The organism is Paenibacillus taichungensis (assembly GCF_003287275.1).
Taxonomy (GTDB): domain Bacteria; phylum Bacillota; class Bacilli; order Paenibacillales; family Paenibacillaceae; genus Paenibacillus; species Paenibacillus taichungensis_A.
The window spans coordinates 77879-95306 of sequence record NZ_QEVW01000014.1; the positions used below are offsets into that span (position 1 = coordinate 77879).

The window sequence follows — 17428 nt, forward strand, 5'->3', positions numbered from 1 at the left end:
TTACGTTTGTCAACTCCATGCTGGAAATGGATCTTTCAGTTCTCGCCAGTTCATCAGCATCTCTTCGTCGGTTAGCAGTGTCTCATCTAATGTCCGTTCGATCTCCAATCGGTCCATGTCTATCCCGATGAACACCAGTTTCGTTACCCGATCACCCCACTGCTCATCCCAATCCGGAATCGGTGGAAGTGTATCACCAAAATGCATGTGTCGCTCTTCGTCACTCATTGCGCCTACCCACAATCCGGCTGGTCCCAACTGTTTGGATGTTCCCGCATGACTGAACGACACCGCCATATGGTTACGCGTGGCCAGCCACATTAAGCCTTTGGAACGTACAATGCTATCAGGCCATTTCGCAATCCAACGCAGCAAACGCTCCGGATGAAACGGACGTTTCCGATGGTAAACAAATGAGTGAATGCCATACTCCTCTGTCTCGGGCGTGTGTTCTTCCTTCATTAATTCGCGGATCCAGCCCGCAGACTGGCTTGCTTTTTCAAAATCAAACCGTCCGGTATTCAATATCTCCCTCGGGTCAATCTGCCCATGAGTGGTGCGAATAAGTCGGGCTTCCGGCTGCATCGCATGTAGTGCTTTCTCAAGTTTGAGCAGCTCTTCTTCCGATACCAGATCGCACTTGTTCAAAATCAGCACATCACAGAATTCAACCTGATCCGTCAGCAGATGAACGATCCCCCTTACATCATCCTCTCCCGCTTCCTGCCCCCGATCCTTCAACGTTTCTTTGGAATAGAAGTCACGCCAGAACTGAGCAGCATCCACTACCGTTACCATCGTGTCGAGCCGCGTAAATTTCGTTAAATCAATCCCCAGCTCTTCATCAATATATGTAAACGTCTGGGCAACGGGTACTGGCTCTCCAATGCCTGTCGATTCAATCAATGTCAAAAGAACCGTCCAGCGCAAGCCGCTCCACCTCTTTCAGCAAATCCTCCCGCAGCGTGCAGCAGATGCAGCCATTAGACATCTCCACCAGCTTCTCATCAATACGTGACAATCCACCACCATCCCGGATCAAGCCAGCATCAATGTTCACTTCACTCAGGTCATTCACAATGACAGCAACTCGCATGCCCTCGCGATTATGGAGCACGTGGTTCAGTAATGTCGTTTTGCCTGCTCCCAGATATCCACTTAATACCGTCACCGGAACTCGGGGTTGTACCTGTTGTTCTTTCATTTCAATGACTCCCTTCCATTTATCCTCTTAAAACTAAAAAATCGGAATGATTTGTAGCTTCCACTCCACTAATGGGCTAAAAATAATAATTAATAGTAATTATTACGATTAACAAAACAAACTATACCTGAATGTCATTTCTTTTGTCAATATTAGAAGTTTTCAAGGTCCAGATATGTAAATCGTAAAAATGTCGATTAATTAACGAGAACGAGTATGATGCGGACGGTACAAGCATATATTTTACCAAAGTCCCGGTTCTGGAGGTCTATCCCATGAAAATGGCAGCCAATCTTAAGCTCCTGTCATTCCTGATTCCTTGTGCATTTCTTGTTCCCGTGTTGATCACGATGGCTCCCAATCTGAAAGAAGCATGGAACAGTGAAGCCTTACAAAATATGAAAACGGTATTCATCAGCATTTTTCTCGAAGCCGTTCCTTTTCTGCTTATAGGAGTGCTGTTGTCTTCGCTAATGCAATGGTTTGTTTCGGAGGAAATGATTCGCAAACTAACACCCAAGAACCCCGTAGGGGGAGTTCTGGTAGCGGGGCTGCTGGGAATCATTTTTCCCATCTGCGAATGTGGCATGATTCCGGTCGTGCGACGGTTGATGCACAAAGGCATGCCGCCTTATATCGCGGTGACCTTTATTCTTAGCGGTCCTGTTGTAAATCCCATTGTTTTTACCGCAACCCTGCTCGCTTTTCCTTCCCATCCCGAAATTACGATCGCCCGTATGGGACTGGCCTTTGCTGTAGCAGCTTCCATCGGGGGTCTGGTCTATATGTTCGTCCGCCAGAATCCATTGCGTAAACCGAAGGCTACAGTGACCGAGGTCAAGACACATCCCGGATTTAAAATGGTACAACCTCATTCCCATTCAGCCGATCATGATCACGTGCACGATAAAAACTGGCGCAGCTTTTTCATCCATGCAGGTGACGAATTTGTCGATATGAGCAAATATTTGGTCATTGGCGCTCTTATTACAGCCTGCATCCAAACCTTTATCAGCCGCAGTGATCTCATTTCTCTAGGTAACGGACCTGTCGCCTCCTATGCCTTCATGATGGGTTTTGCGTATGTATTGTCTCTCTGTTCAACATCAGATGCATTCGTAGCCTCTGCCTTCTCTCACACGTTTGCATTAGGACCGCTGTTATCCTTTCTCGTTCTCGGTCCAATGCTTGATTTTAAAAGCACATTGATGCTGCTCTCCACCTTCCGCACCCGGTTTGTTATTGGCCTGAGCTTGGCCATTATTGCTTTGGTTTTCGCAGGGTCGTGGTTGATTAACCTTTTGGCATGACAGTTTTGAGTATAATATCTGATCAAAAGAGGTGCTTACATGAACCATCCTGGTTATACAGTGACCAAAGCTCCGGTTACCAAATCTCATCCTATCCAATGGCATAACCTGATTCGTGCGCTGTGGATCGGCGGGCTCGCTGTATACATCATTCATTTGAATACAACGGATTCTCTTCATTATTACTTGGCGCCGACAATGCAGCGATTGCTTCTCTGCTGCCCTGTTCCCTTTTTATTTATTGCCGCCATCATGGCCTGGCACGGACTGTTTGGTAATAGCGAGATCCATTGCGATTGTGAGCATCCGCCTCCTTCAGGATGGGTACGCAGCTCGCTAATGTACGGATTGATTGCCATTCCATTAGTACTTGGTTTTCTTTTGCCGGATCAGGCACTAGGCAGTTCCATGGCCAGTCAAAAAGGCATGTCCCTAACCTATGGACCTCCCGAGATTCGTCGAAAAGAACCCTTACCAGATGCAGCAGAATTGGATATTAAAGATCTATCCAAAAAAACTGCAAATGTTGAATCATCTGTGCCTGCCACGAAAGTACAATTCGTTCCTCCGGATGAGTATAGTCGTGAATTTGCCGAACTCGCTGAGAAGTTATATGCGGAATCGGTCATTAAGGTATATCCTGAAATCTTCTCCGAGACATTAGGGTCCATCGACATGTTCCAACGACAATTTGCAGGCAAGGCCATAAGCCTTACCGGGTTTGTATATCGAGACAAAAGCATGGAGCATGAATCTCATTTTGCATTAGGGCGATTTCTCGTGATGTGCTGCCCGGCAGACGCTGCGCCCTTTGGCGTGATGATTCATGTCCCGAATGCAGACAGCTTTCCTACAGACAGTTGGGTACAAATCGATGGCACCATTGGTTCTGCTCAAGTGAATGGCGAAGACACCATTGAGATTCGGGCGACGAAGGTAACTCCGGTCGATCAGCCATCCACCCCTTACATTTACACCAGTGCAGATTCAATTGTGACGTATGATAAGTTGCAAAATGAATAAGTAAAAGCCCCGAAGCTATGGAACGCACAGCTTCAGGGCTTTAAATTTGATTCAGGCATAAGATTAAACTTGTTTGCCTGATATATTATTCAGTTACAATATCATGGACCAATACAGGAGCATCCGCATGGTCAGCAATAGTAATGTTCTCTTTGATTTTCGCGATTACGTCTGCTACGTCTTCACGATTGGCATGGATCGTTACGAGTGATTCGCCAGCTTTAACTTGGTCACCCACTTTTTTGTTGAGCATCAAGCCCACAGCAAGATCGATCTCGGATTCTTTTGTTGCACGACCTGCGCCGAGCAGCATTGCAGCAGTACCGATTTCGTCAGCGACGATACCAGCTACATATCCGTCTTTATCCGCTGGTACTTCAACCAAATATTTGGCTTGTGGCAAGCGATCCGGGTGATCTACAACTGAAGCGTCTCCGCCTTGATTTGCCAGAAAGTCTTTGAATTTATCCAGTGCTTTACCGTTCTGGATCACTTCTTTCAATTTCTCCTCAGCATGTTCCAGGGAGTCAGCTTTGCCAGCAAGGAATACCATTTGACGTCCAAGCGCCAGACAGAGTTCTTCCAGATCCTTCGGTCCTTTACCTTGCAGCGTAAGAATGGCTTCTTTCACTTCAAGCGCGTTACCGATAGCGAGACCCAATGGTTGGGACATATCGGAAATAACGGCCATTGTTTTACGTCCTACATTGTTACCGATGCTTACCATGGCATGTGCCAGTTCTTTTGCATCTTCTGTGGTCTTCATGAATGCGCCAGCACCTGTTTTGACATCCAATACGATCGCATCGGCACCTGCAGCAATTTTCTTACTCATGATGGAGCTGGCGATCAGTGGGATAGAGTTAACGGTAGCTGTAACGTCACGCAATGCATAGAGCTTTTTGTCTGCCGGCGTGAGGTTGCCACTCTGACCGATAACGGCAACTTTATGTTCGTTAACGAGTCGGATGAACTCTTCTTTCTCCAACTCCACGTGGAAACCTGCAACAGATTCCAGTTTGTCTGTTGTACCACCCGTGTGACCCAATCCACGTCCGGACATTTTGGCAACTGGAACATCCAGAGCAGCAACAAGCGGTGCCAGTACCAGCGTTGTAGTATCACCAACGCCTCCCGTGGAGTGCTTGTCTACTTTGATACCTTCAATTGCTGACAGATCAATGGTCTCGCCCGAGTTCACCATGGACATCGTCAAATCTGCGCGTTCCTTGTCGGTCATATCCTTGAAGAATACAGCCATCGCCCAAGCGCTGACTTGATAATCCGGGATTTCGCCTTGTGTATATCCTTGAACAACAAAGTCAATCTCAGCTGTTGTCAATTCTTTTCCGTCGCGTTTCTTAGCAATAATGTCTACCATTCTCATGATGATCTCTCCTTCGTTGTGGGTGATTTACACGGGTCACTTCGATGGCAGAACAACCTTCCAACCGCTGTTATCCCCAGATTTTTCTGATTCCCTTTTTTAAAGGGAAAATCCGGTGATAAAGGCGGACGCTTCGCTTCTTCAGGTTTTTTCTGCCCTCTTCGTTATCGTGTAAATTTTATGTTTTTTTGTAATAGGGCGAACGCTTCGCTTCTACAGAATCGATTCCGTTTCCTCCACTACGCTCGTGGAACAAAAGTTTCGATTAAAATCAACTGATTTGAATATAAAATGCAACAATTACAGCGTGATTGCTGTTTCCAGTGCTACTACCATCATGTCGTTGAACGTTTTTTGGCGCTCTTCGGCGGATGTCTCTTCACCTGTCAGCAAGTGATCACTTACCGTCAGGATCGTCAGTGCATTTACGCCAAATTTGGCTGCGAGTGTGTACAGTGCAGTTGTTTCCATCTCAACGCCCAGTACGCCGTGCTGCATCAATTTCTCAGTCACGGAACGGTCGTCACGATAGAATGAATCGGAACTGAACACGTTACCGACATGGATTTTCATGCCTTTGGCAGTTGCGCGGTCATAGGCTTCTTTCAGTAGGGAGAACGTCGCGATCGGGGAAAAATCATATCCACCAAATACGAGCTTGTTCATACTGGAATCGGTACATGAAGCTTGAGCAAGGATAACATCACGAACGCGAACGTGTTGTTGCATACCTCCGCAAGTTCCAACACGAATTAGGTTTTTTACACCGTATTCGCTGATCAGTTCGTTGGCATAGATGCTGAACGATGGAATACCCATTCCAGAGCCTTGCACCGAGATACGGTGTCCTTGATATGTACCCGTAAATCCGAGCATTCCGCGAACTTCGTTGTAACAAACGACATCTTCAAGGTACGTATCTGCAATAAATTTTGCACGCAATGGATCTCCTGGCAAAAGGATTGTTTCTGCAATATCTCCGGGTTTAGCTCCAATATGTGTACTCATGATTAAATCTCCTCCAGTTATCCATATGATTGAATGAAGGTCAGGAACCGGAGCAGCCGAAGCTGCCCCCACGGTCATCCTGTCCGACTTTTATGTTTCAAGAAAACAACAGTTTCCCCATGTTGAGTTAAAGATAAGAATGCTGATTATTTCAAATCTTTCAGGAAGCTTGTTCCATATTCCGGCAGTTTTACTCCGAAGTTCTCAGCCACTGTTGCTCCAACATCAGCAAATGTACTGCGCAGTTCAAGCTTTTTACCCTCGCTGAAGCGTGGAGAGTACACAAGCAATGGCACATACTCACGTGTATGGTCCGTGCCGCGGTAGGTTGGGTCGTTGCCATGGTCGGCTGTGATGAGCAGCAGATCTTCGTCTGTCATTTTGCTGAAGATTTCTGGCAGTCGAGCATCATACTCTTCAAGCGCCTGGGCGTACCCTTGTGGATCACGACGGTGACCGAACAGGGCGTCGAAGTCAACCAGGTTCAGGAAGCTGAGTCCAGTGAATTCTTCATCCATCGTTTCGGAAAGTTTGTCCATGCCATCCATGTTGGAGACGGTACGTACAGACTTGGTTACGCCTTCGCCATCGTAGATATCTGAGATTTTACCCAAAGCGATAACATCAAATCCACCGTCTTTGAGTTCATTCATCACGGTACGGCCAAAAGGTTTGAGCGCATAATCATGACGGTTAGCTGTACGCTTGAAATTACCTACTTCGCCTACAAACGGACGGGCAATAATGCGGCCCAGCATGTAAGGATCGTCGAGAGTAATCTCGCGGCAGAACTCACAGATTTCATACAATTCTTTCAGTGGAACAACATCCTCATGAGCTGCAATCTGCAGAACCGAATCTGCGGATGTGTATATAATCAGGGCACCTGTTTTTACATGTTCTTCGCCCAATTCATCAATGATTTCCGTGCCGCTTGCCGGTTTGTTCCCGATCACTTTACGGCCTGTTTTTTCCTCAATGCGCTGAATCAACTCATCCGGGAACCCGTCAGCGAACACGCGGAAAGGAGTATCAATGTACAGACCCATTAGTTCCCAGTGGCCTGTCATGGTGTCTTTACCTCTGGATGCTTCCTGCATCTTGGTGTAAAAAGCTTTTGGTGCATCCGCTACAGGCACACCTTCAATTTCCTTAATATTGGACAGTCCAAGACTGGCCATATGCGGCATCTTCAATCCTCCGCGTTCACGTGCAATGTGACCAAATGTGTCGACGTCGAAATCATCGAATTCCGCTGCATCCGGCGCTTCACCAATTCCCACTGAATCCATAACAATCAGATGTACTCTTTTGAATGTTGACATAATTTAAGCACTCCTTCCAATAATCCGGCTTTACAAGAACAGTCCGGCGATGATCGCAGACAGCACGCTGACAAGCGATGCACCGTAAAGCAGTTTCAGACCGAAGCGGGCCACCACATTACCTTGTTTCTCATGAAGTCCTTTCACCGCACCGGCAATGATTCCGATGGAGGAGAAGTTCGCAAACGATACAAGGAAGACGGATACGATTCCTGTTGTTCTGGCAGACAATGTAGTCTGTTTGGTCAGATCAAGCATGGCAACGAATTCGTTGGATACCATTTTGGTAGCCATAATACTTCCCGCTTGAATCGCTTCTTTCCAAGGAACACCCATAATGAAGGCAAATGGTGCAAACACATAACCAAGCAGTTCCTGGAACGAAATGCCGAGCACTGCACTGAAGATCCCGTTAACCAGTGCGATCAGAGCAACAAAACCGATTAACATTGCAGCTACGACGATCGCAACTTTGAAACCATCCAAAATGTACTCGCCCAACATTTCGAAGAAGGATTGTTTCTCCTCTTCCTGTACTTCCAATATATCTTCTTCCGGGGAAACCTCATAAGGATTCACGATGGAAGCAATGATAAAACCGCCAAACAGGTTCAGCACAAGTGCCGTAACCACATATTTAGGATCAATCATGGACATATAGGCACCGACAATGGACATCGATACCGTGGACATCGCTGAGGCACACAAAGTGTACAGTCGATGTTTAGGCAGCAACCCAATTTGTTTTTTCACAGAAATGAACACTTCAGATTGCCCCAATACAGCCGAAGCAACCGCGTTATATGATTCCAGTTTGCCCATTCCGTTGACTTTGCTTAATACCAGACCAATATATTTTATAACAAAAGGCAAGATTCGGATATACTGCAATATCCCAATGAGCGCTGAGATAACAACGATCGGCATCAGTACACTGAGGAAGAACGGCGCGCCCCCACTGTCTGCACCAACGGTAGTCAAGCCACCGAATACAAATGAGATACCGTCATTCGCATAGCCAAGCAAGCTTTCAAATACGGTTGCGAAACCGCCAATCAAAAATGTACCCACTTCTGTGTTCAATAATGCGTATCCCAATATTACTTGCAAAACAATCATGATGATTAGTGGACGATATCTGATCTTCTTCTTACCGTTGCTGACCAGATAAGCTAGTCCAAAGACAACAAGTATACCAAGAAGGGCAATTAGGAATTTCATTCTATCTCTCCTTTGAAGGTAGTTAAGCCGGATGTTTATTCAGCTCAAAGGTTTCCCATATATGTGATGAATTAACCTTTCAGAAAACGGTTGAAGCGCTTACAATAAATTCGGTTTTTTATGATTCAATTTTAATTAAAATATAGAAAGTTGGATCAGCTTTAAAACTTGTTCTCCACATCCACCGAATAGATATGAAGAACAAGTTAGTACCTTTAAAGCATCCAAGCATTCAATCTAATAAAATTTATCGAAAACAATTAACTCACGAATAAATTAATAATTAGAAGTCGATTGTTCGCCTTGCATGATCTTCACACCAGAACTAGCGCCAATCCGAGTTGCTCCTGCAGCGATCATTTTTTGCATATCTTCCAGGCTACGCACGCCGCCGGAAGCTTTAACCCCTACATCAGGACCTACGGTACGACGCATCAAAGCGATATCTTCTGGAGTTGCTCCACCCGTAGAGAATCCTGTAGACGTTTTGACAAAATCAGCTCCAGCTTTTACTGCTGCCTGACATGCACGTACTTTCTCTTCGTCCGTCAACAGACAAGTTTCAATAATGACTTTCACCAATGCTTTACCCGCTGCTGCTTCAACAACTGCACGGATATCCTGTTCAACAGCGTCATCTTTGCCATCCTTCAAAGCACTAATGTTGATGACCATATCCACCTCAGTAGCACCTTTAGCGATGGCATCTTTGGTTTCGAATGCTTTGGTCTCGGAAGTGGAAGCTCCCAGAGGGAAACCGATAACAGTACAAATATCCACGCCAGTACCTTGAAGCTGTTCAGCAGCATAAGCAACCCAGCCCGGGTTAACACATACAGAAGCAAATTGATATTGTTTCGCTTCTTCGGTCAATTTGGCCATTTCACTTTGTGTTGCATCTGCACGAAGCAAGGTATGATCTATCATTTTGGCTAATTGTGGTGTAGTCAATTTAATCTCCCCTTATCTGAACTAGTTATTTTCTATATCCCTACCCTAACATGAACATATGTAAAAATCAATATGAACTTTTGTTCACTCTTGAAATTTAAACACATTCCGTAGAAACTTCACTAAACAAATGACTTCGCTCACCGGGATGCAATCGTATAATATAGCTTCTGCCTAAGAAAGCAAAACATCCGCCCATGTCGCGTGGCAGATGTTGTCATCCCTTGCATTATAATCGAAGCAAAGCTTGGGCTGTGTATTGGTCTGTTACCAAAATGTTGGCGTAGTGACCTTTGAGCGCAGCATGAATAGCTTCTATTTTACGTTTTCCCCCGGCCACAAGAATCGATTTTTCCTTATTTCGCAGCTCGGCCAGATCAATTCCGACGGTTCTGTTGTTAATTTCTTCACTGATCAAGCGGCCCTCGGCATCAAAAAAACGTGAACAAATGTCACCTGCACCTGAATGCATCAGCAATTGCTGTTCTTCATCATTGAAGTACCCCAGTCTGAACAAAAGTGCATCTTCCTTCACTGTACCTACAGTAAACATGGCAATATTCGCCTGTCGGCCAAGTTCCACAATCCTGCCAATATGTCGGTCTGCTTCTACCATTTTTTTGACTTCAATGTTGTCGAAGATCACGGGCAAAGGCAAATATCGGGGAACCGTATGGAAAGCTTCCGCAAATAAATGAACAATTTCTGCCGCATACGTATTCACATGGGAGTGGCTTACGCCTCCCTTGAGTTGAACCACTTCCACGCCTTTGACCTGCTTGGGACGAAGCTGACGGGCTACGGCGTTCATCGTTGTGCCCCAGGTTACCCCAATAATGTCCGCATCCTGAACGGTATCCTGTAAGTAATCTGCTGCTCTTTTGCTAATATGTTTCAAAATTTCTTCGTCACTCTTCAACGGGGCAAAACATACAAGCGCAGTATCGAGATTGTACTTGGCTTTGAGTTCCCCGGCGATAATGTCGATATCCTCCAGCGGATCCATGATTTCAATGCGAACATAACCACGATCTTTCGCGTACTGAAGTAATCTTGATACCGTTGGACGTGACACACCCAGCCTGACCGCAATGTCTTGCTGGCTGTAATCCGACTGATAATACAATTTCGCTGCTTCAATGCTTAATCGTTGCTTCTCCAGATCCATTCCCATATGCGCTCATCTCACTCATTCCTATTATCGTTCGATTCACCTTACACCAATGTATTATACATGAATGAGTATGAGGTCACTATCCAGGTATAAAACGTTACAAACGATGCATACTACATCGGTCGCTTATTAATGTCGGCCCTTTTTGTAAAAAACATCATAGAGAGGAAGAATCGTATGTCTACGTTATTGTATATTACTGCCCATCCTCATGATCATGAAACTTCATTCAGCATGGCTGCAGGTAAAGCGTTTGTGGATGCATATCGTGAAAGCCATTCCTCGGATGAGGTTGTTCATCTGGATCTTTATCGCTCAGATATTCCTCATATTGATGCAGATGTATTCAGTGGTTGGGGGAAACTTCAATCCGGCAGCGAATTGACTTCTGAAGAAAAGGTTAAGGTTCAACGTTTGAATGAATTATCGGATCAATTCGCCTCTGCTGACAAATATGTTTTTGTAACTCCGATGTGGAACTTCTCTTTCCCTCCAATTATGAAAGCTTATATCGACTCCATCTGTGTAGCTGGTAAAACGTTCCGTTATACGGAACAAGGCCCGGTTGGATTGCTTTCCAACAAAAAGGCACTGCATATTCAGGCTCGTGGCGGCATTTATTCCGAAGGTCCTGCGGCTCAGATGGAATCCGGTCATCGTTACCTGAGCATTATCATGTCTTTCCTGGGTGTGCCTAAGCTTGAAGGCATTTTTGTGGAAGGACATAACCAATATAAGGAACGCGCAGATGAGATCAAACAGCAAGCTATAGAAGAGGCACGTACACTCGCTAAACAGTTCTAACCCTTAAATAGAACAAGTACAACAACAAACACAAAACCCGCATGCCAACCCATGGATATTAATTCCAAGGGAGGCACGCGGGTTTTAATTTTTTTTATAATAACCGATAGAGCTTTATTGATGTCCAGCACTAGCACGGCTCATGGTTTCAAGTTTGCGAGTAATGGCATTGCGATCCACTTTCAGTCCCCAAATAGCTTCAATAATCTGTTCTTTCTCTTCAGGCCCATCGGCATTTTTGAGTTGCATTAACAGATCATGCATCTGTTCGTTAATACCTTCAAATTGACTCCAAAGATCCTGTCTGACCTCGGTTGAATCCAGATGATGATTAGCATCCACTTCTTCTTTCAATGCTTGCAGAATAGCTTCTTTCCACTCCTCATCACCTAGCTGTTTCGCTATGTTCAGGAGATCCAGATAATCGTCAACAAGAAGTGAGTTCAATTCAGCATGTGTTTTCATCGTTTATTGCATCCCCTTTGCAACTATTTACCCAGTATTATACTCGGTATTTCGGGATATGCAAGACTTGTCGAAAAAAGTTATTTATTGTACAAGGGACTATTGGATGATTATGGGTCAAAATGAGTGCTTTTAATGAACAAACTTTCGATCTATGTTTAGTTAAAAAGTAAGCTTGGTATGTTCTTGTACCCTTTCTATAAGCAACCGACACAAAATAAAGCCGATTATCACATACACACCAATCAAGCCCACAATGCCAATCCAACCCACATGGCTGTAAAGTAGGCCCCCTCCAGTTCCGCTGACACTTGATCCAACGTAGTAGAAAAACAAATACAAGGCATTGGCCTGGGATTTATGATGATCTGCCACGAGTCCAACCCAACTGCTTGCGATGGAATGTCCGCCAAAGAAACCAAAGGCAAACAGGGCAAGTCCAATTATTTTGACCCAAAGCTCTGGGTGAATGGTACAAACTGCACCAGCCAGTATAATACCCAGCGCGATTCCAAGGACATTCGATCTTCCATACCGATCTGCAAGCCTGCCCATCCAGGTGCTGCTCAATGTACCCATAAGGTACACGACAAAAAGGCTACCAACGACAGATTGGCTAAGATGATAAGGTTCTCCTGTCAATTCAAATCCGATGTAGTTGAATAACGTCACGAACCCCCCCATCAGAAGAAAGCCCAGTCCGTACAGGCAAAGTAGACGTGGATTTCGACACTGTGACCACAAAAGAGGAATGATCTTTTTGAGTCCAGGAGTCGCTTTGACAAAATGGCGGGATGGCGGGATGACAAGCCAGAAGATAACAGCCGCACAAAGGCCTAGAATACCGATAAAACCAATTGCAGCACGCCAACTGATCCAATCTGTGATCACGCCGCTGATAAAACGACCAGCCATACCTCCAATCGAGTTCCCGCTGATATAAAGGCCCATCGCATACCCTAGACTGGAAGGCTCAATCTCTTCAGACAGATATGTCATGGCTGTCGCGGGCAGCCCGGCAAGTGCAACTCCCTGGAGAATGCGAAGCAGAAGCAGTTCAGTAAATCCAGGGCTAAACGCGCTAATCATTGCAATAATAGAAGAAACAACTAAAGCTGCTGTCATAATAAAGCGTCTTCCCAATGAATCGGATAAGGAACCGATGAACAACATGGTCAGTGCCATGGCAATCGTCGTAACTGAGAGGGTAAGACTGGAATGTGCAGGCGAGATCGCAAATGCCTCGCTAATCTCGGGCATCAGGGGCTGGAGGCTGTATAGTAACGCAAAAGTCACAAAACCTCCGGCAAACAGCGCAAGGCTAATGTTACGAAACGTCTTAGTTCCCTGCTGAATCATGATATTCCAACTTTCTCGGCAGGAAAGCTCCATGATCGGCTGCTGACTGATCGCTTGGCTGAAGCCTTCCATTAATCGTTATTTAATGAACAGTTTACGCTCCATATGAGTCAAAAACTCATATCCATCTGGAGTTACAACAACCGTATCCTCGATTTGGAAGCCACCAGCGCCGAGCTCATAATAGGGTACCTCCACACACAGTACCATGCCGGGCTCCAGTATGCGCTGGTCACCAGGAGAGAGAGTCATGTCGTCGTACAGTTCCAAGCCAATGGCATGACCAACATGCTGACGTCGGTAATGCGGAATTCCGTCACGCTGCACGCGAGACACAGCCGCATGAAATACGTCGGAAGCCTTGACGCCAGGGCGCACGGTTTCAAGTGCAGTCTCCCATCCGCTTTTTACCGCATTAAAATGCTTTTTCATCCAGGGGGTTGGCTCTCCTGCCACAACGGTACGTCCTGTATCTCCCCAGTATCCTTCCAACTGCAAGCACAGATCAAAGCGGATCTGATCCCCTGACTCGATGGTATGAAAATAATTTTCGATGAGCGGCAGCGCACTGCGCGGACCCGCCCCTACCGCAGTCATTGCAGGTGTCCCGCCTGCTCTCATCACAGCCAGCCGATAATGGTCGGCAAGCTGCTTCTCATGAACACCGGCTGCGATCAGATCAATCAGCTCTTGCTCAATTCTCTCATTTACTTCGGCAGCCTGGCGGAGCTGCTCAATCTCGAATGGTGTCTTAACCAAGCGAATTTGACGAAATAGCTTATACGCGGGAACAACTGCTCCTTGAGGAGCATCCTCCTTGACCCGTGCCAAAAGTTCAGGAGCAATTCGCATCTCATCGATTCCAATCGGTTGATTCTCGATATCGAGCTGTTTCAGTGCAGCCTTAAGCGCTTCGATCGGCCCCGGATGAATGACTGTCGTTTGTAGCAGAGAGTAGAACAGATCAATATCATCCGTAGAAGGTTTGCCTTCGATCGAACCTTCCACGAAGAAGTCACTGTAGGCAAATATATCTACTCCAGTGATACCGAATTGAGCCACAACGCCCAAACGATTCGTCGGAATGACGATACATGGCCGAGCGGATCGGTCGGCAGGCAAAATGGCGTAAATCTGCATTGTCCAGTTGCTCGCGCGTAGCTGTGAGCCGATGACATAGTGAATATTTTCCGGTGTGGTTGCGATCAGGGCACTAAGTCCCTGAGTTTTCATTACGTCTTCCGCCCGGTCCCGGTTTAGACCTGAGCTATGGGAGATATGATGGGAATTTATCATGATCCAGTCCTCCTTTTGTTTTTCCTGCCCCCAAACAAACTCTCAAGTCCAGGTACTGAGCGCAGTACCAGCTTGATGATCATGAACAAGGCCAGTGCAAAAGCGATAAGTACGACAGATACAACCGCGATCGTTGGGTCCTGCCACTTCTCCATATACAGGAACAGTTGTATCGGTAGTGTGTAGCTGTCCTGACGAAGCAGCAGCAATGCAGCCTCTACCTGATCAAAAGTGAAGACAAATGCGATTGATCCTGAAAGGAGCAGAGATAGTCTAAGCTGTGGCAAGGTGATTGTAAAAAAGATACGCAGTGGACCTGCTCCAAGGTCTGCTGCCGCCTCTCGGTGTGCGGGCTGCAAGTTGGCCAATGCACTGCCAACAAGCGTCAGCACGAATGGAAGCACGATGACCGCTTCACCCAAAATAAGAGCGAACAATCCGCCCGCAATATGCATTTTGGAGAACAAAATTAGATACGCAATACCAAGCGTAATTTTCGGCATAACCATTGGGGATACAAAAAAGGCTCTTAAGATGCCAGCACCCGGGAAAGGGTGATGTACGATAGCCAGCGCCGCAAGTGTTCCGGTAATCAGAGCCAATAATACCGCTCCTGTGGAGGCAATCAGACTGTTCTTAAATGCAACGAGAAATTGAGTCTGCTCTCCCAAATTTGCATACCACTTCAGGGTAAGACCTTCTGGCGGGAATTTACTGGCCGATCCGGAACCTACCGATGTCAATAGGATCATAAGCAATGGCAATAGCAGATAAACCGCCACGACCCCTGCAAATATATAGAGCAGTAGTTTGGTGAGCCTGTTGGACTTAACCATAAGCCTGACCTCCCTTCCGGGAACGACGGAACATCAGCAGTTCCGCTCCTTTATTGACCAAAAGTGAAACGATGATGGAAGAAACGAGCAAGAACATGCTTGCTACCGCAGCCATCGGCCAGTTGGTGTCCAGTGTTCGCTGGTAAATAAATACCGGCAGTGTCATGACTCTGCCTCCGCCAATCAGTTGGGGGGTTGTAAAGGCCGTAAGGCATAACGTGAATACAATCTGTACCCCGCTAGCAATACCTCTCGCTGATAAAGGCAGGGTAATCGTCAGGAATGTCCGCCAGCTTCCTGCTCCCAGATCCTGAGCAGCCGCTTTTAGCGAAGCGTCACTTTGCGACAATACATTCAGGATGGGAAAGACCATGAATGGCAGAAAAATATGAACAAGTGCAACGACCACACCAGTCTCGTTATATATCATACTGAAGCCTTCATCCGTAATTCCAAGCCGTATGAACAGCCAGTTCATGAAGCCCTGTTTGGATAACAGCAACTGCCAGCCATAGGATCGAACAACTGCGCTGACCAGCAGTGGAAGAAACGTCAGCAGCAGCAGCAATTGCTTCATGCCCGGTTTCTTCAGGCCGGCAATACAATAAGCTAATGGGTATGCAAGCAGCAGGCTCCATAGCGTAACCTTGAAGGCAACGCGAAACGTGGTGCCTATCAGTTTCCAATAGTACGGGTCGGACAGAAAAGCGCGATATGCATCCCACTCCCATCCTCGGATGAGCTTGCCATTTTCATAGATATCAAAGCTGTACCTGCCAAAGATGAGCAGCCCACCCAGATACACGATGCCCATCAGGGCCAGTGCAGGCAGAAGAAGCAGCAACTGGGTAATCCATCGGCGGTTTTTCGAAGAATACAGATTCACGATCCGATCCGCAATCCGATTCATATCCCTGCCTCCTGTGCTGTATCAGGCAGCATTGGTTCGGATAACAAGAGCGCGTCCTCCGGATCAAAGCCAATCCGAATTGGCTCCCCCGGGCTAAAACGAGAGGCTCCCCGCTGATGCAGTACACTGGCCTGAACCAGAAACCCCTCAGCAATCTGGATCGTGTAACGAATATTTGCCCCGCCATATACTGCTTCTATGACACGTCCATCCAGCTTGTTCAAGCAAGGAATCGCATCCTCTCCAAGTCGAATATATTCGTTGCGGATGGACAACGAGTGTCCGGCTCCCACTTTGACAACTGAGGATTCCTCACTTGTCTTCACCAGCAGCGAATAGCCGAAGCATTCAACGCGGATTCCATTCGTATCCTGTCCAAGAACCGTTATTGCCAGAAGATTGGTATCGCCGATGAACTTGGCCACAAAGCTGTCTGCCGGTCGTTCATAGATTTCATCCGGCGTAGCATATTGCAGCAGCTTGCCAGCGCGCATGACTCCGATCCGGTCTGACATGTTCATGGCTTCATTCTGATCATGCGTTACAAAAATGAACGTACCGCCGAACTCTCGTTGTATGCGTTTCAGTTCGCGCTGCATATCCAGACGCAGCTGCATGTCCAGTGCGGAAAGTGGCTCATCGAGCAGCAAAACTTCGGGTCTGTTGATTAAAGCGCGAGCAATCGCTACGCGTTGAGCCTGTCCTCCGGACAACTGGGAAACAGACCGTCTGCCATAGTCTCCGAGCTGTACCAGCTCTAACATTTCGTGTACCTGCCTTCTGATATCGGCTTTCGGTAACTTCTTCACCTTTAGCCCATAGGCGATGTTGTTGAAAACGTCCATATGCGGGAATAGTGCAAGCTGCTGAAAAATCATGTTGCTGTTACGACCATAGGCTGGGATGCCGGTTACATCCCGACCTCCCAACATAATGCTCCCCTGATCCGGCTGCTCAAGTCCGCCAAGCATCCGCAGCAGTGTTGTTTTGCCGCAGCCACTCGGGCCTAATAGGGAAACGAATTCTCCCTTCTTCACCTGTAGTGACACATGGTTAACTGCGGCTCGCTCTCCGTAGATCTTCGTAACTTCTCTTGTTTCAATGGAAATGAGTTCTTGTTCACTGCTCATCTCAGTTTCCCTCCCGTCCATAACG

Annotated in this window: 15 protein-coding genes and 1 pseudogene; 3 read left to right on the forward strand and 13 right to left on the reverse strand. The window is 46.6% G+C overall.

The annotated features are described in order from the left end of the window. Window positions 1-9: 9 nt before the first annotated feature. Window positions 10-1204: pseudogene (locus DC345_RS20360) on the reverse strand (GTP-binding protein). A 275-nt stretch (window positions 1205-1479) separates the two neighbouring features. On the opposite strand from DC345_RS20360, the gene DC345_RS20365 reads away from it, so the two are divergent. After that, complete coding sequence (locus DC345_RS20365) at window positions 1480-2514, forward strand: permease (protein WP_113054641.1); 1035 nt, start codon at window positions 1480-1482, stop codon at window positions 2512-2514. 39 nt (window positions 2515-2553) lie between these two features. Beyond that, window positions 2554-3537: a TIGR03943 family putative permease subunit gene (locus DC345_RS20370; RefSeq protein ID WP_113054642.1), complete on the forward strand. Its 984-nt coding sequence runs from the start codon at window positions 2554-2556 to the stop codon at window positions 3535-3537. Window positions 3538-3622: 85 nt separating this feature from the next. Here DC345_RS20370 and DC345_RS20375 read toward each other — a convergent pair whose 3' ends face one another. The 6 genes from DC345_RS20375 to DC345_RS20400 all read right to left on the reverse strand — a co-directional run bounded on the left by DC345_RS20375 (window position 3623) and on the right by DC345_RS20400 (window position 10597). Beyond that, the gene (locus tag DC345_RS20375) at window positions 3623-4924 is read right to left on the reverse strand and encodes a pyrimidine-nucleoside phosphorylase (protein WP_113054643.1); all 1302 of its coding nucleotides are present in this window, start codon (window positions 4922-4924) and stop codon (window positions 3623-3625) included. Between the two features lie 300 nt (window positions 4925-5224). Next, window positions 5225-5932 carry a purine-nucleoside phosphorylase gene (deoD, locus tag DC345_RS20380; RefSeq protein WP_113054644.1) on the reverse strand — a complete coding sequence of 236 codons (708 nt, stop codon included), beginning with the start codon at window positions 5930-5932 and terminating at the stop codon, window positions 5225-5227. A gap of 146 nt (window positions 5933-6078) precedes the next feature. Beyond that, the gene (gene deoB / locus DC345_RS20385; protein ID WP_113054645.1) at window positions 6079-7257 is read right to left on the reverse strand and encodes a phosphopentomutase; all 1179 of its coding nucleotides are present in this window, start codon (window positions 7255-7257) and stop codon (window positions 6079-6081) included. A 30-nt stretch (window positions 7258-7287) separates the two neighbouring features. Further along, entirely contained in the window at window positions 7288-8478 is a 1191-nt protein-coding gene (locus DC345_RS20390; protein ID WP_113054646.1) for a NupC/NupG family nucleoside CNT transporter, read from the reverse strand. Between the two features lie 276 nt (window positions 8479-8754). Continuing rightward, complete coding sequence (gene deoC / locus DC345_RS20395) at window positions 8755-9405, reverse strand: deoxyribose-phosphate aldolase (RefSeq protein WP_113054982.1); 651 nt, start codon at window positions 9403-9405, stop codon at window positions 8755-8757. Window positions 9406-9658: 253 nt separating this feature from the next. After that, entirely contained in the window at window positions 9659-10597 is a 939-nt protein-coding gene (locus DC345_RS20400) for a sugar-binding transcriptional regulator (RefSeq protein ID WP_053780650.1), read from the reverse strand. Between the two features lie 183 nt (window positions 10598-10780). Between DC345_RS20400 and DC345_RS20405 the strand changes: the two genes are divergently transcribed. Beyond that, window positions 10781-11407: an FMN-dependent NADH-azoreductase gene (locus DC345_RS20405; RefSeq protein WP_113054647.1), complete on the forward strand. Its 627-nt coding sequence runs from the start codon at window positions 10781-10783 to the stop codon at window positions 11405-11407. Between the two features lie 114 nt (window positions 11408-11521). Here DC345_RS20405 and DC345_RS20410 read toward each other — a convergent pair whose 3' ends face one another. The 6 genes from DC345_RS20410 to DC345_RS20435 all read right to left on the reverse strand — a co-directional run bounded on the left by DC345_RS20410 (window position 11522) and on the right by DC345_RS20435 (window position 17403). After that, window positions 11522-11872 (reverse strand): hypothetical protein, encoded by a 351-nt coding sequence (locus DC345_RS20410; protein WP_113054648.1) that lies wholly within the window; start codon window positions 11870-11872, stop codon window positions 11522-11524. A 162-nt stretch (window positions 11873-12034) separates the two neighbouring features. Then, a complete protein-coding gene (locus DC345_RS20415) occupies window positions 12035-13231 on the reverse strand; it encodes an MFS transporter (RefSeq protein WP_113054983.1) in 1197 nt (398 codons plus the stop codon). Window positions 13232-13309: 78 nt separating this feature from the next. Continuing rightward, window positions 13310-14527, reverse strand: coding sequence for a M24 family metallopeptidase (locus tag DC345_RS20420; protein WP_113054649.1), 1218 nt, complete (start codon window positions 14525-14527; stop codon window positions 13310-13312). Continuing rightward, window positions 14524-15363 carry an ABC transporter permease gene (locus DC345_RS20425; protein ID WP_113054650.1) on the reverse strand — a complete coding sequence of 280 codons (840 nt, stop codon included), beginning with the start codon at window positions 15361-15363 and terminating at the stop codon, window positions 14524-14526. The genes DC345_RS20420 and DC345_RS20425 overlap by 4 nt, the downstream gene beginning before the upstream one ends. After that, complete coding sequence (locus DC345_RS20430; RefSeq protein ID WP_113054651.1) at window positions 15356-16273, reverse strand: ABC transporter permease; 918 nt, start codon at window positions 16271-16273, stop codon at window positions 15356-15358. Before DC345_RS20430 ends, DC345_RS20425 begins: the two co-directional genes overlap by 8 nt. After that, the gene (locus DC345_RS20435) at window positions 16270-17403 is read right to left on the reverse strand and encodes an ABC transporter ATP-binding protein (protein WP_113054652.1); all 1134 of its coding nucleotides are present in this window, start codon (window positions 17401-17403) and stop codon (window positions 16270-16272) included. Before DC345_RS20435 ends, DC345_RS20430 begins: the two co-directional genes overlap by 4 nt. Window positions 17404-17428 lie beyond the last annotated feature (25 nt).